The sequence below is a fragment of the Leifsonia sp. LS1 genome, from assembly GCF_020521355.1.
Lineage (GTDB): Bacteria > Actinomycetota > Actinomycetes > Actinomycetales > Microbacteriaceae > Leifsonia.
On sequence record NZ_BPER01000006.1, the window covers coordinates 285,481 to 307,852 of the forward strand.

Consider the following 22,372-nt stretch of genomic DNA (forward strand, 5'->3'; position numbering starts at 1 on the left):
GCTTCGCATGAGCAAGGCGCTGTTCATCATCGACGTGCAGAACGACTTCACCGAAGGCGGAGCCCTCGGCGTCGACGGAGGTGCGGCGGTCGCCGCGGGTGTGAGCCGCCACCTCGCCGAGCACGGGGACGAGTACGCGATCGTGCTCGCGAGCAGGGACTGGCACGAGGGCCACAGCGACAACGGCGGACATTTCGCCACGGAGGCGGAGCCGGACTACGTCGACACCTGGCCCGCGCACTGCGTGGCGGGGACTCGCGGTGCCGACTATCACCCCGACCTCGACACCTCCCGTGTGGACTACCACGTGCTCAAGGGGCAGGGCGTGCCCGCCTACTCGATCTTCGAGGGACGGACCGATGCCGGATCGACCGTCCACAACCTCCTGGACGAGCACGGCATCGACACCATCGATGTGGTGGGCATCGCCACGGACTACTGCGTGCGGGCGTCCGCCCTCGACGCGATCGCGCACGGTCAGCACGTGCGCGTGCTGACCGGACTGGTGGCCGGAGTCGCACCGGCGTCGTCGGATGCAGCGTTGGCGGAGCTGGCCCACGCCGGCGCGGAGCTCGTCACCGCCTCCTGAGCGATCGCGGTCGCGCGCACCTCGTCGCTCCTCCGCGACGGGGTGGTCTGGCGTGTCGAGAAAGTAAGCGCTAGGCTGATTACTCACCAAGCTAGCTAAAATCTTCACGCTCATGGAGGCGACGTGCCGCAATCCGCACCGGTCCAGCCCAGCCCGGCCCGACCCACCCGGTCGGCGACGCGCCCGCCGCGCTGGCTGCGCGTCGTGCTGCCCACGGTCCTCCTCCTGGTCTGGCTCGTGCTCGCCGGTCTCGGCGGTCCCACGTTCGGCAAGCTCTCCGGCGTCTCGAGCAATGATCAGGCGGCCTTCCTCCCGGCCAGCGCGGAGTCCACCGAGGTGCAGGCCTGGCAGGAGAAGTTCACCGACTCCGAGGCGATCCCGGCGATCGTCGTCATCCGCTCCGACGAGAAGATCCCCACCGCGGACCTCCGCCAGTACGCCGCGATCGGGGCGAAGCTCGGCGCGGTCGACGGCGTGCAGAAGCCGCAGAGCGGTCAGACGACGAGCGTCGCGGGCCCGATCCCGTCGGAGGACGGCCTGGCGGTCGAGTTCATCGTCCCGATCGCCGACTCGAACTCTGTCAAGTCCGTCGTCGCCGACCTGCGCTCGACCCTGGCGGATTCCATCCCCAGCGGCACCACAGGGTGGGTCACCGGACCCGCGGGTCTGACGGCCGACCTGGTGAACGCGTTCGGCGGGATCGACGGCATCCTCCTGCTGGTCGCGGTCGCGGCGGTCTTCGTCATCCTGCTGCTGGTCTACCGCGCGCTGCTGCTGCCCTTCCTGGTGCTGCTCACATCGGTGTTCGCGCTGTGCGCCGCCATCCTCGTCGTCTACCTCTTCGCCCTGTGGGGATGGATCAAGCTCAGCGGTCAGAGCCAGGGCATCCTGTCCATCCTCGTCATCGGCGCAGCCACCGATTACTCGCTGCTCCTCGTCGCTCGCTATCGCGAGGCGCTCGAGCAGGTGGACTCCCGCTGGACCGCGATCCTCCGCGCTTGGAAGGCGGCGTTCGAGCCGATCGTGGCCTCCGGGGTGACGGTGATCCTCGCCCTCCTGTGCCTGCTGTTCTCCGACCTCAACTCGAACAAGAGCCTCGGCCCGATCGCCGCGATCGGCATCGTCTTCTCCTTGCTCTCTGCGCTCACACTGCTGCCGACGCTGCTCGCCGTCTTCGGCCGCGCATCGTTCTGGCCGTTCCGGCCGAAGGTCGTCGGCGAGCACGACCGGCGGCACGAGCACGAGGCCGGGCAGCGCGTCGCCGGTCTCGAGGGTGTCCGCGGGGTGTGGCTGCGCGTCGGCCGCGTGATCGCCCGCCGTCCCCGGGTCACCTGGATCGTGGCGTTCGTGCTCCTCGCCGCGTGCGCGCTCGGGTTGACGCAGCTCAAGGCCAACGGCGTCTCGCAGACGGACGTGGTGCTCTCGCAGTCCGACGCCGCCGACGGTCAGAAGGTGCTGGCCGAGCATTTCGACGCCGGCTCCGGCTCGCCCGTGCTGATCGTGACGACGGAGGCCGACGCCGACGCCGTGCTCGCCGCGGCGAAGAGCACCGACGGCATCGCCACGGCCACGCTCTACGCGGGGAACACGCGCCCCTCCACGACGGGGCAGGCGGCGGAGCCGATCGTGAAGGACGGTCGCGTGCTGGTGCAGGCGACCCTCGCCGACGAGCCGGACTCGGCGGCGGCCGAACAGGTCGTGCGCACGCTGCGCTCGACGCTGCCCGCAGAGGATCCGGACGTGCTCGTCGGCGGAGTCACGGCCATCGCGCTGGATACCAACGACACCGCGCAGAGCGACCTCGTCAAGATCATCCCCATCGTCCTCGGCGTCATCCTCCTCATCCTCATGCTCCTGCTGCGGTCGATCCTCGCTCCCGTGCTGCTTATCGGCAGCGTGGTGCTGTCGTACGCCGCGGCGCTCGGCGTCTCGGCGCTCGTGTTCGACCACGTCTTCGGCTTCCCCGGCGCGGATGCGTCCGTGCCGCTGTTCGGGTTCGTGTTCCTCGTGGCGCTCGGGGTCGACTACAACATCTTCCTGATGACACGGGTGCGGGAGGAGTCCCTGCGGATCGGGACGAGGCCGGGCATCCTGCGCGGGCTCGGGATGACGGGCAGCGTCATCACGTCGGCCGGCATCGTGCTGGCGGCGACCTTCGCAGCGCTCGCGGTCATCCCCATCCTGTTCCTGGTGCAGATCGCGTTCATCGTCGCGTTCGGCGTGCTGCTGGACACGGTGATCGTGCGATCGCTGCTCGTGCCGGCGGTGTCGTACGACATCGGCCGGGCGATCTGGTGGCCGTCGCGGCTCTGGAAGCACACGATGCACAGCGAACGGGCCGAATCCATCGACTGAGTGGACAACGTGTGCGGCGATCCTGCCGCGCGTTGCCCGGTGCGCGCTCGGTCGGCAGAGTTGTCGCCATGCCTTTGACCACCCTCGAGACGGTCACCGTCGCGCCCTCCGGCCTCCCGGCGCTGCTGAGACGTCTCTACCGCACGCTGGCGACCGTCCGCCGCATCGATGCCGGCGCCCGCGATCTGGAGCGTCGCGGACTCCTGACGGGCCACCGTCCGGTCGCGGGACGCGACGCCGTCCAGGTCGGTGCCGCCGCCGCTCTCGACGTCACGCGCGACCTGGCCTTTCCGGCGGCCCGCGATCTCGGTGTCGCCGTCACGACCGGCGCCGACGCCGCCTTCGCACTGCGGTCGGGCGGCGCGCGGGCGGCGGACGGGTCCGCGGTCACGCACGCCGTCGCGTGGGCGCTCGGCGCGAAGCTCGACCGGACCGGCGGGGTCGCGCTGGCCGTCCTCGGCCCCGGGAGCACGCCGCGTGAGATCGACGAGGCCATGACCACGGCCGCCGTGTCCCGGCTCCCCGTCGTGTTCGTCGGAGCCGCCGGTGGCACGCGGGTGCAGGGGATGCCGGTCACCCTCGTGGACGGAGCCGACGTTCTCGCGATCCATGACGCGACCGCCCGCGCGCTCGACCGCGCCCGCCGCGGCGGCGGCCCGAGCGTCGTCGAGCCCGTGCTGCCCGAGCCGGGCGCCTGGCCGGGACGCGACGCGCTGCTGGTCTGCGAGCAGAGGCTCCGCGAGACCGGCACCGTCGGCGACGGCTTCTTCGCCGACGTTGCCGACGCGGCCGACGTGATCGCGGGCTCGGTGCTCTCGCGGATCCGCTCCACGCGCACGGCAGGGTGACCCCGGCCCGTCCGAGGGACAGGATGGAGGCATGACCGGCCCCGTCCGCCTTCACGTCACCCGCCATCCTGGCGACGACCCCGTCCTGCTCGTACACGGGTTCGCCACGACCGGCGCACTGACCTGGCAGTCGACAGGCTGGGTGGATGCGCTCGCCGCCGGAGGCCGGGGCGCCCTCGTGCCCGATCTCCGGGGGCACGGTGCCAGCGACGCGCCCCACGATCCGGCGGCGTATTCCCCGGCCCTGCTCGCGGCCGACCTCCTGGCCGCACTCGACCAGGAGGGTCTCGGCGCGGTCGACGTCATCGGCTACTCGATGGGGAGCTGGGCGTCCCTCGCGCTCGCAGGACTCGTGCCCGAGATCGCGCCGGGGCGTGTGCGCCGCCTCGTGGTCGGCGGCATCGGCACCGTCGAGCAGTTCGCGCACTGGGGCGTCGCCGCGGTGCAGGCGGCCATCCGGGACGGCGTCGACGTGCCCGATCCGGGGTTCGCCCTCGGCCCGTTGCTGGCGTCCCTCCGCCGTGCTCCGGGCATCGACACGGAGGCGCTGGCGGCGTGCGTCGAGGGCATGGCGCAGCATCCGCTCCCGCTCGGCCCGGTGGGGATCCCGACGCTGCTCGTCGCGGGAGATGTCGATCCGGTCGCCGAGGACGCCGGAGACGCCGCACGTCTCCTCGGGGCGGAGCTCGTCCGCATCCCGCGCCGCGACCACATCACCACGCTCAGCGCCCGCGCCTTCAAGCAGGCTGCGCTCCCATTCCTGGGGATTCCCGCCAGCCTGTAGGCAGTCGCACCTCGGGGTCGTACGATGTGCGAGGACCGAAGGAGGCCGATGATCGACAAGCTGGACGCCGACCTGATCGCACTCCTCACGGCGGAGCCGCGGCTGGGCGTCTTCGAAGCCTCCCGCCGCCTGGGGGTCGCCCGAGGGACGGTGCAGGCCCGTCTCGACCGTCTGCAGCACTCGGGGGTCGTGAAGGATTTCGCGCCGACGATCGACAGCGAGAGGCTCGGCTATCCGGTCACGGCGTTCGTGACGGCCGAGGTGGCGCAGGGCGATTGGCGAGTGACCGTCGTCGATCACCTGCGCGGCATCCCCGAGGTGCTCGAGGTCCACACCATCACCGGCTCGGGCGACCTGCTGATCCGCGCGGTCGCCCGCTCGAACGCCGACCTGCAGCGGGTGATCGACCGCATCGTCGGAGGGCCGGGGATCACGCGGACCTCCACCGTCATCGCGCTGGCCACCACCATCGACCACCGATCGGTGCCCCTGGTGCAGTCGGCGGCATCGGACCGGAACTGAGAGGAAGAGACCACATGGATGAGAACGCCCTGCTCGAGCGCGTCCCCGACGGACTGTTCATCGGAGGGGAGTGGACACCCGGCTCGGCCGGGACCCTCGCGGTCTACGATCCCGCCACCGGCGCCCTGATCAAGACGATCGCGGACGCCTCCCCGGAGGACGGAGCCCGCGCCCTCGACGCGGCGGTGGCGGCGGCGGACGACTGGGCGGCGACTCCTCCGCGCACGCGCGCCGAGATCCTGCGCCGCGCGTTCGACCTGCTGCAGGAGCGCCGCGACGACTTCGCTCTGCTGATGACGCTCGAGATGGGCAAGCCGCTGGCCGAGGCCAACGGCGAGGTCACCTACGGCGGCGAGTTCCTCCGCTGGTTCTCGGAGGAGGCCGTGCGCATCTCCGGCCGCTACGGCACCAACCCCGAGGGCACCGGACGGATGATCGTCTCGCAGCACCCGGTAGGCCCGTGCTTCCTGATCACGCCGTGGAACTTCCCGCTGGCGATGGCGACGCGCAAGATCGCGCCGGCACTCGCCGCAGGCTGCACGGTCGTCGTGAAGCCGGCCGAGCTGACCCCGCTCACCACGCTGTACTTCGCCCGGCTGCTGGAGGACGCCGGACTGCCCGCGGGTGTTCTCAACGTGATCACGACCTCCACCTCCGGCAGGGTGTCGGCCCCGATCATCGCCGATCCCCGCCTCCGCAAGCTGTCGTTCACGGGCTCGACCGAGGTCGGCAGGAAGCTCCTCCAGCAGGCGTCGGAGAACGTGCTGCGCACCTCGATGGAGCTCGGCGGCAACGCGCCGTTCGTCGTCTTCGAGGACGCCGACCTCGACAAGGCGGTCGAGGGAGCGATGCTCGCGAAGTTCCGCAACATCGGCGAGGCCTGCACGGCCGCCAACCGCTTCATCGTCCACGAGGACGTCGCCGACGAGTTCGCCCGCCGGGTCACCGAACGCGTCGAGGGGATGCGCGTCGGCCGCGGCACCGAGGACGGCGTGACCATCGGTCCGCTCATCAACTCCGACGCCGTCGACAAGGCCGCCGAGCTCGTCGCCGACGCCGTCGCGCGGGGCGCCTCCGTGCTCACCGGCGGCTCGCGGGTCGAGGGCGATGGCACCTTCTACGAGCCGACCGTGGTCACCGACGTGCAAGCCGGGAGTGACATCCTGCGCCAGGAGATCTTCGGCCCGGTGCTCTCGATCGTGCGCTTCTCCACCGAGGACGAAGCGGTGGCCACGGCGAACGACACCGAATACGGCCTCGTCTCGTACGTCTTCACGAAGGATCTGGCGCGAGGCCAGCGGATGATCGAGCGGCTGCAGACCGGGATGATGGGTCTCAACGTCGGAGTGGTGTCGAACGCCGCCGCGCCGTTCGGCGGTGTCAAGCAGTCGGGGCTCGGACGTGAGGGCGGGCTCGAAGGCATCCACGAGTATCTGAGCACCAAGTACACGCTCACCCCGGACCCGTTCGGAGCCTGACATGCCGCGCACCGAAGCCGTCATCGTCGACGTCGTCCGCACCCCGTCCGGCCGCGGAAAGCCGGACGGCGAGCTGTCCGACATCCATCCCGCCGACCTGCTCGCCGGCGCACTGATCGAGATCGTCAACCGCACGGGCATCGATCCCGCGGTCGTCGACGACGTCATCGGGGGGTGCGTCACCCAGTCGGGCGAGCAGGCGGCCAACGTCACCCGGACCGCCGTGCTCAGCGCCGGCTTCCCGGAGAGCGTCCCTGCGGTGACGGTCGACCGGCAGTGCGGCTCGAGCCAGCAGGCTGCCGCCTTCGCCGCGCACGGCGTGATCGCGGGCGCGTACGACGTCGTCATCGCGTGCGGCGTCGAGTCGATGAGCAGGGCGCCGCTGGGCTCGAACGTCGGCAGCGCCTCCCGGGGCGGCGCGCTCATGCACGCACGCTACCCGGAGGGACTGGTCGGCCAGGGCGTCGCGGCCGAGCTCATCGCCGAACGCTGGGACATCTCGCGCGGAGAGTTGGACGCCTTCGCGGCAGCCTCGCACCAGCGAGCGGCGGAGGCGGCGGCCGGTGGTGCGTTCGACGCCGAACTCGTCGCGGTGCCGACGCCGGACAGCGGCAGCGTCATCGCGGACGAGACGATCCGGCCCGGGACGACCGCGGAGAGGCTCGCGACCCTCCCGCCCGCGTTCCGCACGGAGGAGCTCGCCGCGCGCTTCCCGCAGCTCGACTGGCGCATCACCGCGGGAAACTCGTCGCCGCTGACCGACGGAGCGTCTGCGGCCCTCATCATGAGTCAGGAGGCTGCTGCGCGACTCGGTCTGCACCCGCGGGCGCGCTTCCACTCGTTCGCGGTGGCGGGCAGCGACCCGCTGTTCATGCTCACCGGCATCCTCCCGGCCACTCGCACGCTGCTGAGCCGCAGCGGGGTGCGCCTCGACGAGATCGACGCGTACGAGGTCAACGAAGCCTTCGCCTCCGTTCCCTTGCTCTGGCAGCGCGAGTTCGACGCCGATCCGGCGCGTCTGAACCCGCGGGGCGGCGCGATCGCGCTCGGCCACCCGCTCGGCGCCTCCGGCACGCGGCTGCTCGCCACCCTCCTGAACGAGCTGGAGGCGAGCGGCGGCAGGTTCGGGCTGCAGACCATGTGCGAGGGCGGCGGGACCGCCAACGCCACCCTGATCGAAGTGCTGCGCTGAGGCGCATCGGAAGGAGACCCATGCTGATCGACGGATGCTCGGCCCTCGTCACCGGAGGAGCCAGCGGCCTCGGCAACGCCACGGCCCGCGCCCTCACCGACGCCGGAGCCCACGTCGTGCTCCTCGACCTGCCGAGCTCGCAGGGCGAGAAGGCGGCCACGGCGCTCGGCCCCACCGCCCGGTTCGTGCCCGGCGACGTCACCGATGGCGATCAGGTGCAGGCCGCCGTCGACACCGCCGCCGCCCTCGCGCCGCTCCGCGTCGTGGTGAACTGCGCGGGGATCGCGACGGCGGCACGGATGCTCGGCCGTGACGGCGTGCTCCCGCTGGAGGACTTCGAGCGCGTCGTCCGTGTCAACCTCGTGGGCACGTTCAACGTCATCCGGCTCGCCGCGGCCGCCATGGTCGCCACCGATCCCGTCGAGGGCGGGTACGGTCCGGAGCGCGGCGTGATCGTCAACACCGCGTCGGTCGCGGCCTTCGACGGGCAGATCGGTCAGCCGGCGTACGCGGCGTCGAAGGGCGGTGTCGCCGCGATGACTCTGCCACTGGCGCGGGAGCTCGCCCGTAGCCTGGTCCGGGTCGTCACCATCGCGCCCGGCATCTTCGAGACGCCGATGATGGCCGGACTGCCGCAGGCGGCGCAGGACTCCCTCGCCGCGCAGGTCCCGCATCCGTCCCGGCTCGGCAAACCGGCCGAGTACGCAGCGCTGGTGCGGCACATCGTCGAGAACGCGATGCTCAACGGTGAGACGATCCGGCTCGACGGCGCGATCCGGATGCAGCCGAAGTAGCCGTCGGCGTCAGGCCGCGGCGGCCGCCCGCTGCTGAGCGCTCATGCCCCCGAGTGCTGCTGCAGGAACCCGTAGACGTCCGAGTCGTCGACGCCGGGGAACGAGCCGGACGGCAGCGGCGACAGGATGTGCGCGTGCAGCCGGGCGCTGGGCCAGGCCTTGCCGGCCCAGCGCTCGGACAGGTCGGCCGCGGGCCGCTTGCAGCACGACGGGTCGGGGCAGCGGGACTCCGCGCGGACCGTCGTCTCGCGGCCGCGGAACCACTTGGCCTGATCGAACGGCACGCCGACGCTGATGGAGTAGCCGCCGTCGGCGGTCGAGCCGACCTGGGTCGCGCACCAATAGGTGCCGACCGGGGTGTCGGTGTACTGGTAGAGCTCGGTGGTGCGGTTGGTGTGCGTGAACGCGCCGCGGGCGCCCCACGTGCGGCAGACGATCTGGCCCTCGATGGAGCCGGTCACGTCGGTGGGGAGGGGGAGACCGTCGTTCTCATACCCCTTGTAGAGCGCGCCGTCGTCGCCGACGCGCAGGAAGTGCAAGGTCATGTCGAGGTGCGCCGTCGCGAGGTTGGTGAGGCGCAGCGCTGCCGCCTCGTGCGTGACGCCGAACGCGTCGCGGAAGTCCTCGACAGCGATGTCCTTCTCCTTCTTGGCCTCCCGCAGGAACGCCACGGCGGCCTCCCTGGGCATCAGGCAGCACGCCGCGAAGTAGTTGATCTCGAGTCGCTGGCGCAGGAAGTCCGCGTAGCTCTCGGGCCGCTCGTGCCCCAGGAGCCGGTGCGCCATCGCCTGCAGCGCCATCGAGCGGAGGCCGTGGCCGCCCGGGATGGACGCGGGCGGCAGGTAGATGCGGCCGTTCTCCAGGTCGGTGATCGAACGCGTCGAGCGGGGGAGATCGCTCGCGTAGATGAGCTCGAACCCGAGCTGCTCGGCCATGACGCTCACCTCGCGGTGCGTGAGCGCGCCGCGGGTGTGGCCGGACGCGCGCACGCGTTCCTCGGCGAGCTCTTCGATGGAGGGGATGTAGTTGTCCTGGGCGCGCATCCGCTCCCGCAGCTCGGTGTTCGCGCGGCGCGCCTCCTCCGGCGTCGCGATCGCCTCGGATGCGCGCCGGGCGAGCTCGCGGTGCAGGCCGACCAGCGCCTCCAGCGTCTCCGTCGGCGTGCCCTTGGTCGGCTTGACCGCGGGGAGGCCGAGTGAGCCGTAGAGGTTGCCGCGCTGCGCCCGCGCCAGCTCGATCTCCAGGGCGGCGCGCTCGTCCGGCGGCTCGGAGGAGAGCAGGTCCGCCAGCTGGACCCCGAGAGTGTTCGCGAGGGTGGCGAGCAGGGTGACCCGCGGCTCCCGCTTGCCGTTCTCGATGAGCGAGAGCTGGCTCGGTGCGACGCCGACGGCGCCCCCCAGCTCGTCCAGGGTCAGCCCGCGGCTGGTGCGGAAATGGCGGATGCGGTGGCCGAGCGTGGCGATGTCGGCGCCCGCATCGGTGGTGAGCGGCTCCATGGCTTCACGATAGCGAAAGAATCGCGATTCTTTCCATCATTTCGTCCGTGATGTAGTGCAGAAGGTCGCAGATGCTGGATTCAGACCACTTCTTTCCGACCGAGAGGACGACCGGAATGACCATCGCCGAGTTCCCGCTGACCGACACCGGCCGCGACGACGCGGACCGCGCCGACACCGATCCCCGAACGGCCGCCCCCGACGCGAACGTTCCCGACGGCCTCACCGCCCTGCGGGAGTGGGTCGCCGGCATCGCGGCGCTCACCGAGCCGGAGGACATCGTCTGGCTCGACGGCAGCCTGGCGGAGGCGGATCGCCTCACGAAGCAGCTCGTCGCCGAGGGCAAGCTCATCCGTCTGAACCCGGAGTGGCGGCCCAACAGCTTTCTCGCGCGTACCGACCCCGGCGATGTCGCCCGGGTGGAGGACCGCACCTTCATCTGCTCGGTGGACGAGGCCGACGCCGGGCCGACCAACAACTGGCGGGAGCCCGAGGGGATGCGCGCGGAGCTGCGCGACGTCTTCGCCGGCAGCATGCGCGGTCGCACCATGTACGTCGTCCCCTTCTCGATGGGCCCGGTTGGCGGCCCGCTCTCGCAGGTGGGCATCCAGCTCACCGACTCCGCCTACGTCGCGGTGAGCATGGGCATGATGACGCGGGTCACGACGACCGTGCTCGACCTCATCGCCGCCGGTCAGCCGTGGGTCCCCACCGTTCACAGCGTCGGCGCCCCGCTGATCGACGCGTCCGGGCGGCGTCACGACGACGTCGCCTGGCCGTGCAACGAGACGAAGTACATCGTCCAGTTCCCCGAGACGCGCGAGATCTGGTCCTACGGCTCCGGCTACGGCGGCAACGCCATCCTGGCGAAGAAGTGCTTCGCCCTGCGCATCGCGTCCGTCATGGCGCGGGACGAGGGCTGGCTCGCCGAGCACATGCTCATCGTGAAGGTGACGTCGCCGGAGGGGCGCACGTTCCATTTCGCGGCGGCGTTCCCGTCCGCGTGCGGCAAGACCAACCTCGCCATGCTCAAGCCGAGCATCCCGGGCTGGACGGTCGAGACGGTGGGCGACGACATCGCGTGGCTGCGGCAGGGTCCCGACGGCCGCCTGCGCGCCATCAATCCCGAGGCAGGATTCTTCGGCGTCGCGCCCGGCACCGGCGAGCGGACGAACGCGACCGCGGTCGAGACGCTGTGGGGCAACACCATCTTCACCAATGTCGCCCTGCGTGACGACGGCGACGTGTGGTGGGAGGGGCTGACGGAGGAGCCGCCCGCGCACCTCATCGACTGGCGCGGCGAGGACTGGACGCCCGCATCCGGTCGGCCGGCGGCGCACCCGAACTCGCGCTTCACGGTGTCGGCTGCGCAGTGCCCGGCGATCTCGGACGACTGGGACGCCTTCGACGGCGTGCCGATCGACGCGATCCTGTTCGGCGGGCGCCGCGCGACCAACGTCCCGCTCGTGACGCAGGCCCGCGACTGGAAGCACGGCGTCTTCATGGGCGCGACGATCTCGTCCGAGCAGACGGCCGCCGCCGAAGGGACCGTCGGCGAGCTGCGCCGCGACCCGTTCGCGATGCTGCCGTTCTGCGGCTACAACATGGCCGACTACTGGGGCCACTGGCTCGCGATGGGCGAGCGGCTCGGTGCGGACGCTCCCGCCGTGTTCCAGGTCAACTGGTTCCGCAAGGGCGACGACGGCCGGTTCCTGTGGCCCGGGTTCGGTGAGAACGCCCGCGTGATCGAGTGGATCGCCCGGCGCGTGGAGGGTGCTGCCGGAGCGGTGGAATCGCCGATCGGCCGCCTGCCGCGTGTGGAGGAGCTCGACCTCGAGGGACTCGACCTGCCGGAGGCCGACGTCGAGGCCCTCTTCGAGGTCGACCGTGAGCGCTGGCTCGCCGAGTGCGACCTCACCGACGAGTTCTTCGACCGCTTCGGTTCGCGCGTCCCGGCGGCCCTGCACGCCGAGCTCGCGTCCCTCCGGTACCACCTCCGCGCCTGAAGTCCGGCCGCCGGGCTCGCCGATGCGCGACCGCCGAGCACGCAGAATCTCTGCGCGCTCGGCGGTTTCGGCGTGCTGTCCGCGTCCTCGGCGGTTCGGGAGCGGCTAGACGAGGAGCTGGTGCTTCGCGAGATCGCGGTAGAGCGGCGTGCTCGCGACGAGCTCCGAGTGGGTGCCGACGCCGACGACGCGGCCGTGGTCGAGCACGACGATCTGGTCGGAGTCGACGACGGTGGAGAGCCGGTGCGCGATCACCAGGAGGGTGCGGTCCTCCGCCACCGCGTCGATCGCCTCGCGCATGAGCTGCTCGTTGCGCCCGTCGAGGCTGGACGTGGACTCGTCGAGCAGCAGCACCGGCGGCGCGGCGAGGAGCGCGCGGGCGATCGCGAGGCGCTGGCGCTCGCCGCCCGAGAGCATGATCCCGTCTTCGCCGACCGGGGCCGCGAGTCCCCGCTCGCTGCGCTCCAGCACCTCGGTCAGGTTGACGGCGTGCAGCACGTCGATGCACGCCTCGTCGGTCGCGGATGGCGCCGACAGTGTGAGGTTGTCGCGCAGCGAGCCGGCGAGCACCGGCGCGTCCTGCTCCACGTAGCCGATCTGCTCGCGCAGGGCCGTGCGCTCCAGGCTCCGGATGTCGAGGCCGCCGAAGCGCACCTCGCCCGCCTCCACGTCGTAGAACCGCTCGATCAGGGCCAGGATGGTCGACTTGCCCGCGCCCGACGGTCCGACCAGCGCGGTCCGCTTGCCGCGAGGCACCGCGAAGCTCACGCCGTGGAGCACACCACCCGGGTGGTGCGCGCCGTCAGCGTCCTCTCCGGTGCCGGCCGCAGCCTCCGCCTCGGCGACGACATCCACGCCGCCGAACGCCTCGACCGCTACCCGCTCGACCGTCGGCGGAGCGGACGGCTCCCGGCGCGCGCCCGGAGCGGAGCCGTCGGAGGGGCCCGTCTCCCCAGGCTTCTCCTCGTGCTCGGGATACGCGAAGTGCACGTCGGCGAACTCGATGGCCGGTGCCTCGGGGGCGAGTCCCTCGTTCGCCGCCCCGACCGTCCAGGCGAGGGGCGCGATCTCGCGGTCGTGCTGGTCCTCGGTCGGCAGATCGAGGATCTCCTGGATGCGCCCGAGTGCCCCCAGCGCCGAGTTCACGGCCGCGATCGCTCCGAACGCCTGCCCGAGCGGAAGGATCATCATGAACAGGAAGAGGATGAAGGCCACGAGGTTCGCGACCGTGATCGCACCGCTCGCGACACGGAAGCCGCCGACGCCGAGCACGACGAGGAACGACACCTGCATCGCGATGCCCGCGACCGGGACGACGAGCGCCGAGATCTTGGCGACCCGGATGCCCATCCGGTACGCCCCCGTCGCGTTCTCGTCGACCGCCGCGATCTCGCGCTCGGTGGCGTTGGCCGCCCGGATCGTGCGCACCGAGCTGATCGCCCGCTCGACGGCCGCGGCGAGGTCGCCCACCTTGTTCTGCGCCTTCTGGCTGGCGACGCGGATCCGCCCGGAGAGGAGGGTCACGACCACGATCGACACGGCGACGACCAGCACGGTGAGTCCGAGCAGCACCGGATCGATGATGAGCATCGCGATCAGGGCGCCGATGAAGGTGAGCGCGCCACCGATCGCCTCGACCAGACCCTGGGTCAGGACCGCCCGCAGCAGAGTGGTGTCGGAGCCCACCCGCGACACGAGGTCGCCGGTGCGGCGGGTGTCGAACTCGCTGATCGGCAGCCTGAGCAGCCGGCCGACGAGCTTGCGGCGCGACGACAGCACGACGCCCTCGCCCGTGCGCTGGAGCAGGTAGTGCTGGTAACCGGAGATCAGCCCCGAGACGACCACCAGCGCGACGAGTCCCCAGACCAGCGCGCCCAGCGGCTCGCCCTTGCCGACGATGTCGATCACCTGGCTGACCAGCAGCGGCTGGGCGAGGCTGGCCGCGGCGCCGAGCACGCTGAGCACGACGACCCAGCCGAGCACCTTCTTGTGCTCGAGGAGGTAGGGGAGGAGCTGCCCGAAGCGGGCGCGCGGGCCAGCGTCGTCGGGGCGCCGGGAGAAGGGGGAGCGGCGTCGGGTGGACGCGGCGGGCTGCTCGGAGGTCATGGGTCTTTCCGTTTCGGGCTTCGTCTCGACGAGGGTGCGCGGCCGTGCGGCGCGGTCTACATCCGACCGTACTTCTTGTGGACTGCCTGTTTGCTGACACCCAGGGCCAGCGCGATGAGCTGCCACGTGGCGTTCGCGTTGCGCGCGCGCCGCACGGCGACCGCCTCGATCCGGTCGAGCTCGCGGTGCAGGCGCGAGATGGCCCGGAGGGCGACGATCGGATCGTCGGACCCGGCGTCGCCGGCGAGGGTGCGGAGGGTGCTGCTGTCCATGGCGTCAACCCTAGTTGACTCACTGCCGCTGGTCAACCCCGGTTGACGAGCGGCCGGATCGCCCGCGATGTCTCCGGCCGGGGCTACAGTGCTGAACTATGCCGACGCCCGTCATCACCGCCACCGATCTCGTCAAGACGTACAAGGACGTTCCCGCGGTCGACGGCATCAGCTTCGACGTGGAGGCCGGGGAGTCCTTCGGGCTGCTCGGCCCCAACGGTGCGGGAAAGTCGACGACCATGCGGATGGTCGGAGCCGTCTCGACCCGCTCGGGAGGCGACCTCCGCATCCTCGGTCTCGATCCCGACCGCTACGGCCCCGAGATCCGCTCGCAGCTGGGCGTCGTGCCCCAGGCGGACAACCTCGATACCGAGCTCCGTGTGCGGGACAACCTCATCGTCTACGGCCGCTACTTCGGGCTGCCCGCTGCGCGTGTGCGCCGCCGTGCCGACGAGCTGCTCGCCTTCGCCCAGCTGGAGGACAAGGCGAAGGCCAAGGTCGACGACCTCTCCGGGGGCATGAAGCGCCGCCTCACCATCGCCCGGGCCCTCATCAACGACCCGCGCATCCTGCTGCTCGACGAACCGACCACCGGGCTCGACCCGCAGGCGCGCCACATCCTCTGGGACCGGCTGTTCCGGCTCAAGGAGCAGGGAACGACCCTCGTGCTCACCACGCACTACATGGACGAGGCGGAGCAGCTCTGCGACCGCCTGGTCGTCGTGGACAAAGGCCGCATCATGGCGGAGGGGTCCCCGGCCGCCCTCATCCGCGAGTACTCCACGCGCGAAGTGCTGGAGGTGCGCTTCGGCTCCGACCGCAACGCCGAGGTCGCGGGCCGTCTCGACGGAATCGGGGAACGCGTCGAGGTGCTGCCCGACCGCATCCTCGTCTACAGCGACGACGGGGAGGCCGAGCTCGCCCGCCTCACCGAGCGCGGCCTCCACCCGCTCACCAGCCTCGTGCGCCGGTCGAGCCTGGAGGATGTCTTCCTGCGCTTGACCGGCCGGAGCCTGATCGAATGAGCGCCGAGACCGGCACGGCGATCGGCGACGACGCGCGGGCGGCGCTCGCCGGGGCGGTGCGTCCGCGGAGGTTCGGCGCCTGGTACGTCGCAGAGCACCGCTTCCGGGTGATGCGCTCGTACCTGCAGACGCTGCTCGTCACCGGGTTCGGCAACCCGCTGCTCTACCTCTTCGCCATGGGCGTCGGGCTCGGGAGCCTCATCAGCGCCAACACCGGCCCGGACGCGATCGACGGCGTGAGCTATCTCGCGTTCGTCGCTCCCGCGCTCCTCTGTACGGCGGCGGTGACGGTCGCGAGCGAGGAGTTCACCTACCCGGTCATGCTCGGGTTCAAGTGGAACCCCACCTTCTTCGGCATGAACGCCGCGCCGATCGCGCCGGGCCAGATCATCGACGGCATCGTCATCTCCGTGATCGCGCGGCTGCTCGGCACGAGCATCGTCTACTACGCCTTCATGCTGCTCTTCGGCGCCGTCCCGGGGCCGTGGGGGTGGGTCACCATGTTCGTCGCGACGCTCGCCGGGCTCGCCTTCGGCACGCCGGTCATGGCGTATGTCGCGACCCTCGAGCAGGACACCGGCCAGATCGCCATGCTCATGCGGTTCGTCCTGCTGCCGATGACGCTGTTCTCCGGCACCTTCTTCCCGCTGTCGAACATGCCCGACTTCCTGCAGTGGATCGGCTGGATCTCGCCCCTCTGGCACGCGACGGAGCTCTCGCGCGTGTTCGCGTACGGGTCGCCGGAGCCCCTGTGGCTCACGATCGTGCACATCCTCTACCTGGCTGCTCTCACGGCCGCCTTCTGGCTGTGGGCACGACGCATCAGTGGGCGGAGGCTGAACAAGTGACCGCCACCGACGACCGGATGACCGCGGAGGTCTCTCGCTCGCGTCCGCTGCGCGCCCTCTATGCCGGCAACGCGAGGTCGGTGATGCTGCGCGGCTGGCGGGCGACCCGCAGCACCAACTGGCTCGTGATCGTCTCCGGATTCTTCGAGCCGATCTTCTACCTCCTGTCGCTCGGCATCGGACTCGGGAGTCTCGTGGGCGACGTGCACACCTCGACCGGGCAGCCCGTCTCGTACGCGGCCTTCATCGCGCCCGCGCTGCTCGCCACCGCGGCCATGAACGGTGCCGTGTACGACTCCACCTGGAACGTCTTCTTCAAGATGCACTTCGCCAAGCTCTACGAGGGCATGCTCTCCACGTCGCTCGGCCCGCTGGACGTCGCGCTCGGAGAGATCCTCCTCGCCCTCGCGCGCGGCGCCCTCTACGCCCTCGGCTTCATGCTCGTCATGCAGGCATTGGGCCTCAACCTCTCCTGGTGGGCGCTGCTCGCCCTGCCCGCCGTTCTGCTCATCGCGTTCGGCTTCGCCAGTTTCGGGATGGGGGTCACGAGCTACATGAAGACCTTCCAGCAGATGGACTGGATCAACTTCGTCCTGCTGCCGATGTTCCTCCTGTCGGCCACCTTCTACCCGATCACGGTGTATCCCGAGCCGATCCAGTGGTTCATCCGCGCCCTCCCGCTCTGGCACGGCGTCGAGCTCGTCCGCGGCCTCACCACCGGCGCCGTCGACATCGGGATGCTCTGGCACGTCCTCTACTTCGCCGTGATGGTCGGCCTCGGCCTCGTGCTGACCACGCGACGCCTCCGGGCGCTGTTCCTGGATTGAGGCCGGGCGCGCCGGTCCGCGTCAGAACGCCCGGCTGATCGCCTGCAGATCGGTCGCGCTCTGCTGGTCGGCTCCGAGGAGGGAGTCGACCGTCGCGACGATGTCCTCGGACGTGCCCCTCATCGTCGCAGCGACCGCAGGCAACGTCGCCGCGAGCGCGCTCGCCGCATCGTTGAAGGCGGCGTCGAACTCCTCGGTGCCCTCGGCCCCGGCCGCGAGCCCGCCCGGGAACCTCGTCGCCAGCTCGCGCACCGGGGGGAGGGCGTCGGCGATGCCCTTCGCCGCCTCCGTCGCGACCCTCCGGTCGGCCGTGATCCGTTTCATGTGCACTCCTCAGAACGTGTCGAGCGGCGACATGCCGTCGGGGAGGTGGAAGCAGGGGGAACCGGCGTAGATGCTCACTCCGCTTTGATCCTTCGGCCCCGGCGCCACGAGGTAGTTCGCCCCGTCCTCGCCGGTGAGCGATACCCGGCGGAGACCAGCGGGGTTCTTGTCGATCGTTACGGTGAACGCGGATTCCGAATACGCGGACGCGACTGCTGTGACGAGCTGGTCCGTATCCCGCGTCCCGTTCAGCGACAGTCCGGTGAATCCTGACCACGAGTAGAGGTTGTCCGCCGCGCACTGCCTGAGATGAGCGGTCTGCTGGGTGCGACGCTCGGAGATCCACTCAGTAGGCACAAGCGCGACGAGCTCGTCCTGCATTCGAAGTGACTCGGACTTGGCTTGCTCGGGGGTGAGACTCATGGAGGGCGTGTCCATAGGGGTCGGGCCTTTCGCAGGGAGGGATGGCGCGCAGGCGCTCAGCGTCATCAGGAGAAGCGTGACGGTCGCCAGCGGAAGGAGACGTCGTTGGTTCATTGGCCGAAGATCTCAACTTTCAGATCATCGATGAGTGCATAGTTCGCTTGCGCGTCCGACGCGATGAGGTTGTGGTTGCCGATCAGGTCGAACGCGGAAGGCGCCTCATAGTACGGGTCGTATGCGAATCCGCTGTCGGGCCGGCGCGGAACGTTGTTTCCACCGACCGCACCGAACTCCTGAGCCACCTGGAGCGCGTCGGGATAGGAGAAGTCCGTGTACGACGTCGTCGGGTCCGGGGCCCATCCTTCCGGCATCCACGCGCCGGAGAGCGAGATCACCTGGTCGTAGTGCGCGCCCGCACCCTCGGAGGCGGTGACGTTCACCAAGCCCCAGCTGTGGCCGATGGCCGTGCTCTGCGCGTACGTGTACTCCGGATTCGCGGCGATGCCGTCCTGCAGTGACGCCAGTCGCTCCGCCGTCGTCATGGTGGACGTGGGCGAGTTCGCCTCGAGGATGCGGGTCATGTTCGGCCCACCGAGGTTCGTGTCGTCCTCGCCCGGGAAGATCCCGTCCTTCGTGACAAAGACGATGGCCCCGGGCTGATCCTGAACCAGAGTGACTGCCATCGTCTGCACCCCGCCCTTCCAGAAGTCCGGCATCCCCGTGAACGTCCCCGGGTTGTAGTAGATCACGTTGGTCGGTGTCTGCGAGAGGTCGCCGACCACCTCGACGACCCGGGATGCGTCGCGGTCGTAGAGGTACAGCTGCACCGAGCCGTCGACCGCCCGTTGCAGATATTCGTTCTCGGTCTCGAGGAGCGCGATCGTGTTCGCGTTCTCGGCGCTGCAGGGGAGAGCGCGCAGACGCGCCAGCTCCGCCTCGTTGGCGGCCAGGGCGGTCGCGGCGTTCGTGCGGTTGGCGGCCACGCGGACCGCCGGTGGCAGCCCGTCGAGGCGGCCGAGGAACGGTGCGGCGCTCGTCAGGAGCGCAGCCCGCTGGACCTCGGTGAGGGTCGCCCACCACCCCCACACCTTCTCCGGGTCCTTCGAGAGCATCGCGGCGAGCCGGACGAGCTGCGATGTCGACAGCGCGGCGAGCTGGGCGGGCGTGAGCTGCGCGAGTGCACGCAGGCTCCCGGGTGCCTTCGCCTGTCCGGGCTGCGTGCTGCCGGGGAACGACGTCGAAGTCAGGTCTGCGGCGAGCGGCTTCAGCTCTGCGGCCAGCGCCCGCAACTCCTTCACGATGGCCGCGTAGGCGCGCTTCGCCTCCTGCTCGTTGGTGCGCGCGAGGGCGGCCTTCGCCGCCGCAGCGGCCTCGGCGCGGACCGGCGGTGCGGTGCGCGCGGCGATCTCCTTCGCCACCCGCCGCGCGTAGTCGAGCTGATCGTTCGCCTGCGCGATCAGTGTCGGGACCTTCGTCGCACCATCCGCGATCGTCAGGAGGGCGCGACGGCGGCTCTCCAGCAGCGACTCGGCCGCGCGACCGGCCTCTCCGCTGAATCCGACATCGGAGCGAGCGCGTTGCGCCGCGTGAGCGACCGCGCCCAGCGCCTCCCCGGCCCTCGTGAACGACGATCCCATCCCGTACCGCGGTGCACCCGCGAGTGCCGCGAGCTTCGAAACGTATTCCCCCATACGGCTCGACCCTATCGGCGGATCGGAGTGCTCGACCACAGTGCGGGCGCTCTGTCCTGGTCGAGATTGGCGGTACGTGCGTGATCCGTGATATCCCTGGGAAGGGTCTCGGGGGCGCGCCACGCGCGGCCGGTTCCGGCGGCCGAAGGCAGTGGCCGCACGGATGCGCTGAACGCGCGTCGTCGGCAGGATGGGGTGCGATGAAGTCGAGGGGAGCCCTCCGGGGCATGTTCGCGGGCGCGCTCGCCCTTGCACTGGCGATCGTTCCAACGGTGTCCGCGTCGGCCGACACGACCGACGGCAACTGGTGGTACGACTACTACGACGTCGGACAGGCCCACGCCGAGGGGTGGACGGGCAAAGGCGTGAAGATCACCGTGATCGACGGGCAGATCAATCCGGATCTTCCGGTGTTCTCCGGAACCGACCTGACGGTCGACAAGACCACGTACTGTGCGGCCTCCCCGACCACGACGGACGCGAACGAGGCCTCGGTGCACGGCACCTCTGTGAGCGCACTCCTCATCGGCAACGGCACGGGGGCGGGCGCGGTGAAGGGCATTGTTCCGGACGCATCGGTGCGGTTCGAAGGCTATGGAACGTTGGACTGCGCAGCGAGCGGGGGCAAGACGACCCAATTCGGTCGGGCACTCCAAGCGGCTCTCGACGCGGGGAGCGACATCGTCACCACCTCCGTCGGACTCGGCGTCCTGACTCGGCCGGACCTCGATGTCCTCGCCGAGGCTCTGGCGAAGGGCGTCATCGTCGTCTCATCGATGCCCAACGAACTGACGGATGAGGGAACCCTGCCGTCCGGCGCGAACGGGGTCGTCGGGGTCAACGCGATCGGGCAGGACGGCGCGATCCAGTCGCACGGTGGTGTGGTCGATATCCAGACCGAGGCCACCGTCGTCGCTGCAGGAGTGGGGATCGCGACCAACGGTGACGAGCAGACCGGAAGTTGGGACAGCTCGTACCGTGCGATCGGTTCCTCGATGGCGGCGCCGCTTGTCGCGGGGATGCTCGCAGCTGCAAAACAGAAGTATCCGAAAGCCAGTTCCAATCAGCTCATCCAATCGCTCATCCACAACACGACCGCCGACGACCACGAGTTGATGCGCGATGAGAAGACCGGGTACGGTTACGGGCCGGCGTCCCTGACCCACCTCCTCGCGGTCGACCCGACGAAGTACCCGGACACCAACCCGCTGCTCGACAAGGCGTACGCGAAGCCCACTGCCGAGCAGATCGCGGATGCAGCACACACTCCGGCTCCTTCGACGACGGGTGCGCCGGGGGAGAGCAGCTCGGCGCCTGCTTCCGGTGTGCCGGCCGGCCTGTTCATCGGAATCGGCATCGCGGTCCTTGTGATCATCGCTGTCGTCGTCATCATGATCGTCGTACTATCGCGTCGGAGATCTCCGAACGGAAATGGGGGGAACGCATGAGCAAGGGGCCGTGGGAGAAGAGGCTGGCCGACCTGGCGTCTGCGAAAGCGGACGTCACCCTGCCGAATGCCGCGCAACTCGTCTCGCAACTGAATGCGCTCAAGCGCATCACGAGCGATGCCCAGAGCGGCGTCGGGTTGGAAGGGGAGACGGGCGAGGCCGCCACGTCGGCGCTTCAGTCGGTGGCGTCCAAGGCGGACGATCTCTCGCAGAAGGTGGCGTCCATCCACACGCAGGTCGAGTCCGCCAACTCGACGCGCAAGAATCTGGCGAACAGCGAGCTCGACAAGCTCGACGCGGACGCGCCCGGCGCGCTCTCCAGCGGTCAGGCGAACATCCTGCAGGCGGCCGTGACCGGGGCGACGTTCTTCCTCGGTCCGCTCTCGATCGTCGCCGGCCCGGGGGCGGTCGCCGCTGTCAACAGCTACCTCGCTGCCAACCGCGAATCGACGGCTCGCGCGTCGGTCCAGAAGATCAGCGAGACCATGGACTCGTACAAGCTCAGCGTCAGCAGTGATTTCCAGACCGACGGCCGCCTCCCCGACGGTGGACCCGGCGGCTCGTCGTCCTCTTCCGACCAGACCCCCGGAGGCAGTTCCTCCGGCCCCGGCAATGGCGGCCGTCTCCCCGGTGGCGGCTCCTTCGGCACCTACCCGAACGCGCACGTCGAGCCGCTGTCGCAGGTCGACACCGGCGGCTATGTCAGCATCCCCGGCGGTCACACCGGCACCGGTCACACCGGCACCGGTTCGACCCCCGGTACCGGCATCGACGGCTCCATCACGCCCGACGGACCGATCTCGGGCGGTACGACAACGCCCGGGTGGGGTTCCGGCGGTTCGGGGGGCGGCGGCTCGCTCGGGGGAGGCCTCGGCTCGACACCCGGGCTCGCTGCGGGGGCGGGCGGGGCGCTCGCTCTCGGTGGCGCGAAGCTCGTGGCCGCCCGCGGTGGTTCGATGGTCGGCTCCGGCCTCAACGCGAAGGTGGGCTCGCTCGGTGCGGGTGCGAAGGTGGGCGGCCTGAACGCGGCCGCGGAGTCCGCGGGTGCGCGTACGGGTGCGCTCGCGGGCGCGGGCCGCGCCGGGAGCGGTGGGCTGCTCGGCTCCGGCCAGGGCGGTGCAGGCGGTGCAGGCGCCGCCGCGGAGGGCGCCGCCGCGCGTGGCGGCACCGGTGCGGGCGCGGGCATGATGGGCGGCGCAGGCGGCGCGGGACGATCGGACGAGAAGCGGCAGGGCCGGGGGCTCGGCGGACCGATCGCACCCAAGATCGACGAGGACCAGGACCGCGGGCCCCGCTCGGCCGCGGCGGGTCCCGGCGGCCGCGGCTGAGCCGCGCACGAGGTGC

Annotated in this window: 20 protein-coding genes; 14 read left to right on the forward strand and 6 right to left on the reverse strand. The window is 70.6% G+C overall.

The window, feature by feature from the left end:
• The first annotated feature begins 7 nt into the window (after positions 1-7).
• The 8 genes from LLS1_RS13165 (at position 8) to LLS1_RS13200 (ending at position 8,562) form a co-directional block, all read left to right on the forward strand.
• On the forward strand, positions 8-589 hold the full coding sequence (locus LLS1_RS13165) for an isochorismatase family protein (RefSeq protein WP_226656150.1): 582 nt from the start codon (positions 8-10) through the stop codon (positions 587-589).
• Between the two features lie 123 nt (positions 590-712).
• Entirely contained in the window at positions 713-2,944 is a 2,232-nt protein-coding gene (locus LLS1_RS13170) for an efflux RND transporter permease subunit (RefSeq protein WP_374758272.1), read from the forward strand.
• Positions 2,945-3,012: 68 nt separating this feature from the next.
• Positions 3,013-3,792 carry a thiamine pyrophosphate-dependent enzyme gene (locus LLS1_RS13175; RefSeq protein ID WP_226656151.1) on the forward strand — a complete coding sequence of 260 codons (780 nt, stop codon included), beginning with the start codon at positions 3,013-3,015 and terminating at the stop codon, positions 3,790-3,792.
• Positions 3,793-3,823: 31 nt separating this feature from the next.
• Positions 3,824-4,576, forward strand: coding sequence for an alpha/beta fold hydrolase (locus LLS1_RS13180; RefSeq protein ID WP_226656153.1), 753 nt, complete (start codon positions 3,824-3,826; stop codon positions 4,574-4,576).
• 48 nt (positions 4,577-4,624) lie between these two features.
• A complete protein-coding gene (locus LLS1_RS13185) occupies positions 4,625-5,098 on the forward strand; it encodes an Lrp/AsnC family transcriptional regulator (RefSeq protein ID WP_223359919.1) in 474 nt (157 codons plus the stop codon).
• A 14-nt stretch (positions 5,099-5,112) separates the two neighbouring features.
• On the forward strand, positions 5,113-6,576 hold the full coding sequence (locus tag LLS1_RS13190; protein ID WP_226656155.1) for an NAD-dependent succinate-semialdehyde dehydrogenase: 1,464 nt from the start codon (positions 5,113-5,115) through the stop codon (positions 6,574-6,576).
• 1 nt (position 6,577) lies between these two features.
• Positions 6,578-7,768 (forward strand): thiolase family protein, encoded by a 1,191-nt coding sequence (locus tag LLS1_RS13195; protein WP_226656157.1) that lies wholly within the window; start codon positions 6,578-6,580, stop codon positions 7,766-7,768.
• A gap of 20 nt (positions 7,769-7,788) precedes the next feature.
• Positions 7,789-8,562 (forward strand): 3-hydroxyacyl-CoA dehydrogenase, encoded by a 774-nt coding sequence (locus tag LLS1_RS13200; RefSeq protein WP_223359923.1) that lies wholly within the window; start codon positions 7,789-7,791, stop codon positions 8,560-8,562.
• Positions 8,563-8,603: 41 nt separating this feature from the next.
• On the opposite strand, the gene LLS1_RS13205 is transcribed toward LLS1_RS13200, so the two are convergent.
• Complete coding sequence (locus LLS1_RS13205) at positions 8,604-10,058, reverse strand: XRE family transcriptional regulator (protein WP_226656159.1); 1,455 nt, start codon at positions 10,056-10,058, stop codon at positions 8,604-8,606.
• 116 nt (positions 10,059-10,174) lie between these two features.
• Between LLS1_RS13205 and LLS1_RS13210 the strand changes: the two genes are divergently transcribed.
• Entirely contained in the window at positions 10,175-12,064 is a 1,890-nt protein-coding gene (locus LLS1_RS13210; protein WP_226656161.1) for a phosphoenolpyruvate carboxykinase (GTP), read from the forward strand.
• 105 nt (positions 12,065-12,169) lie between these two features.
• Here the strand turns inward: LLS1_RS13210 and LLS1_RS13215 are convergent, their stop codons facing one another.
• Positions 12,170-14,170, reverse strand: coding sequence for an ABC transporter ATP-binding protein (locus tag LLS1_RS13215; protein ID WP_226656163.1), 2,001 nt, complete (start codon positions 14,168-14,170; stop codon positions 12,170-12,172).
• A gap of 56 nt (positions 14,171-14,226) precedes the next feature.
• A complete protein-coding gene (locus LLS1_RS13220; RefSeq protein WP_226656165.1) occupies positions 14,227-14,442 on the reverse strand; it encodes a hypothetical protein in 216 nt (71 codons plus the stop codon).
• A gap of 98 nt (positions 14,443-14,540) precedes the next feature.
• Between LLS1_RS13220 and LLS1_RS13225 the strand changes: the two genes are divergently transcribed.
• Genes LLS1_RS13225 through LLS1_RS13235 form a run of 3 tightly spaced genes read left to right on the forward strand, consistent with a single transcriptional unit; the run spans position 14,541 to position 17,142 of the window.
• Positions 14,541-15,467, forward strand: a complete 927-nt coding sequence (locus LLS1_RS13225; RefSeq protein WP_226656167.1) for an ABC transporter ATP-binding protein — start codon at positions 14,541-14,543, stop codon at positions 15,465-15,467.
• Positions 15,464-16,315, forward strand: a complete 852-nt coding sequence (locus LLS1_RS13230) for an ABC transporter permease (RefSeq protein ID WP_226656169.1) — start codon at positions 15,464-15,466, stop codon at positions 16,313-16,315. The genes LLS1_RS13225 and LLS1_RS13230 overlap by 4 nt, the downstream gene beginning before the upstream one ends.
• Positions 16,316-16,332: 17 nt before the next feature.
• A complete protein-coding gene (locus tag LLS1_RS13235; RefSeq protein ID WP_226656211.1) occupies positions 16,333-17,142 on the forward strand; it encodes an ABC transporter permease in 810 nt (269 codons plus the stop codon).
• A gap of 21 nt (positions 17,143-17,163) precedes the next feature.
• On the opposite strand, the gene LLS1_RS13240 is transcribed toward LLS1_RS13235, so the two are convergent.
• The 3 genes from LLS1_RS13240 to LLS1_RS13250 all read right to left on the reverse strand — a co-directional run bounded on the left by LLS1_RS13240 (position 17,164) and on the right by LLS1_RS13250 (position 19,580).
• Positions 17,164-17,466: a hypothetical protein gene (locus LLS1_RS13240; protein ID WP_226656170.1), complete on the reverse strand. Its 303-nt coding sequence runs from the start codon at positions 17,464-17,466 to the stop codon at positions 17,164-17,166.
• 9 nt (positions 17,467-17,475) lie between these two features.
• Positions 17,476-17,889, reverse strand: coding sequence for a hypothetical protein (locus LLS1_RS13245; protein WP_223359934.1), 414 nt, complete (start codon positions 17,887-17,889; stop codon positions 17,476-17,478).
• A gap of 110 nt (positions 17,890-17,999) precedes the next feature.
• Positions 18,000-19,580, reverse strand: coding sequence for a hypothetical protein (locus LLS1_RS13250; protein ID WP_226656172.1), 1,581 nt, complete (start codon positions 19,578-19,580; stop codon positions 18,000-18,002).
• A 200-nt stretch (positions 19,581-19,780) separates the two neighbouring features.
• Here LLS1_RS13250 and LLS1_RS13255 point away from each other — a divergent pair, with 200 nt between their 5' ends.
• Together LLS1_RS13255 and LLS1_RS13260 are read left to right on the forward strand one after the other, a co-directional pair.
• Positions 19,781-21,028, forward strand: a complete 1,248-nt coding sequence (locus tag LLS1_RS13255; protein ID WP_226656174.1) for a S8 family serine peptidase — start codon at positions 19,781-19,783, stop codon at positions 21,026-21,028.
• Entirely contained in the window at positions 21,025-22,356 is a 1,332-nt protein-coding gene (locus tag LLS1_RS13260; protein WP_226656176.1) for a hypothetical protein, read from the forward strand. The genes LLS1_RS13255 and LLS1_RS13260 overlap by 4 nt, the downstream gene beginning before the upstream one ends.
• Positions 22,357-22,372 lie beyond the last annotated feature (16 nt).

Excerpts from the sequence above, each read along its gene's own strand:
- LLS1_RS13235 (WP_226656211.1), top strand. The coding sequence starts at position 16,333 with ATGACCGCGGAGGTCTCTCGCTCGCGTCCGCTGCGCGCCCTCTATGCC.
- LLS1_RS13175 (WP_226656151.1), top strand. The coding sequence starts at position 3,013 with ATGCCTTTGACCACCCTCGAGACGGTCACCGTCGCGCCCTCCGGCCTC.
- LLS1_RS13180 (WP_226656153.1), top strand. The coding sequence starts at position 3,824 with ATGACCGGCCCCGTCCGCCTTCACGTCACCCGCCATCCTGGCGACGAC.
- LLS1_RS13245 (WP_223359934.1), bottom strand. The coding sequence starts at position 17,889 with ATGAGTCTCACCCCCGAGCAAGCCAAGTCCGAGTCACTTCGAATGCAG.
- LLS1_RS13195 (WP_226656157.1), top strand. The coding sequence starts at position 6,578 with ATGCCGCGCACCGAAGCCGTCATCGTCGACGTCGTCCGCACCCCGTCC.
- LLS1_RS13190 (WP_226656155.1), top strand. The coding sequence starts at position 5,113 with ATGGATGAGAACGCCCTGCTCGAGCGCGTCCCCGACGGACTGTTCATC.
- LLS1_RS13240 (WP_226656170.1), bottom strand. The coding sequence starts at position 17,466 with ATGAAACGGATCACGGCCGACCGGAGGGTCGCGACGGAGGCGGCGAAG.
- LLS1_RS13185 (WP_223359919.1), top strand. The coding sequence starts at position 4,625 with ATGATCGACAAGCTGGACGCCGACCTGATCGCACTCCTCACGGCGGAG.
- LLS1_RS13220 (WP_226656165.1), bottom strand. The coding sequence starts at position 14,442 with ATGGACAGCAGCACCCTCCGCACCCTCGCCGGCGACGCCGGGTCCGAC.
- LLS1_RS13165 (WP_226656150.1), top strand. The coding sequence starts at position 8 with ATGAGCAAGGCGCTGTTCATCATCGACGTGCAGAACGACTTCACCGAA.
- LLS1_RS13210 (WP_226656161.1), top strand. The coding sequence starts at position 10,175 with ATGACCATCGCCGAGTTCCCGCTGACCGACACCGGCCGCGACGACGCG.
- LLS1_RS13230 (WP_226656169.1), top strand. The coding sequence starts at position 15,464 with ATGAGCGCCGAGACCGGCACGGCGATCGGCGACGACGCGCGGGCGGCG.
- LLS1_RS13250 (WP_226656172.1), bottom strand. The coding sequence starts at position 19,580 with ATGGGGGAATACGTTTCGAAGCTCGCGGCACTCGCGGGTGCACCGCGG.
- LLS1_RS13205 (WP_226656159.1), bottom strand. The coding sequence starts at position 10,058 with ATGGAGCCGCTCACCACCGATGCGGGCGCCGACATCGCCACGCTCGGC.
- LLS1_RS13225 (WP_226656167.1), top strand. The coding sequence starts at position 14,541 with ATGCCGACGCCCGTCATCACCGCCACCGATCTCGTCAAGACGTACAAG.
- LLS1_RS13260 (WP_226656176.1), top strand. The coding sequence starts at position 21,025 with ATGAGCAAGGGGCCGTGGGAGAAGAGGCTGGCCGACCTGGCGTCTGCG.
- LLS1_RS13215 (WP_226656163.1), bottom strand. The coding sequence starts at position 14,170 with ATGACCTCCGAGCAGCCCGCCGCGTCCACCCGACGCCGCTCCCCCTTC.
- LLS1_RS13255 (WP_226656174.1), top strand. The coding sequence starts at position 19,781 with ATGAAGTCGAGGGGAGCCCTCCGGGGCATGTTCGCGGGCGCGCTCGCC.
- LLS1_RS13200 (WP_223359923.1), top strand. The coding sequence starts at position 7,789 with ATGCTGATCGACGGATGCTCGGCCCTCGTCACCGGAGGAGCCAGCGGC.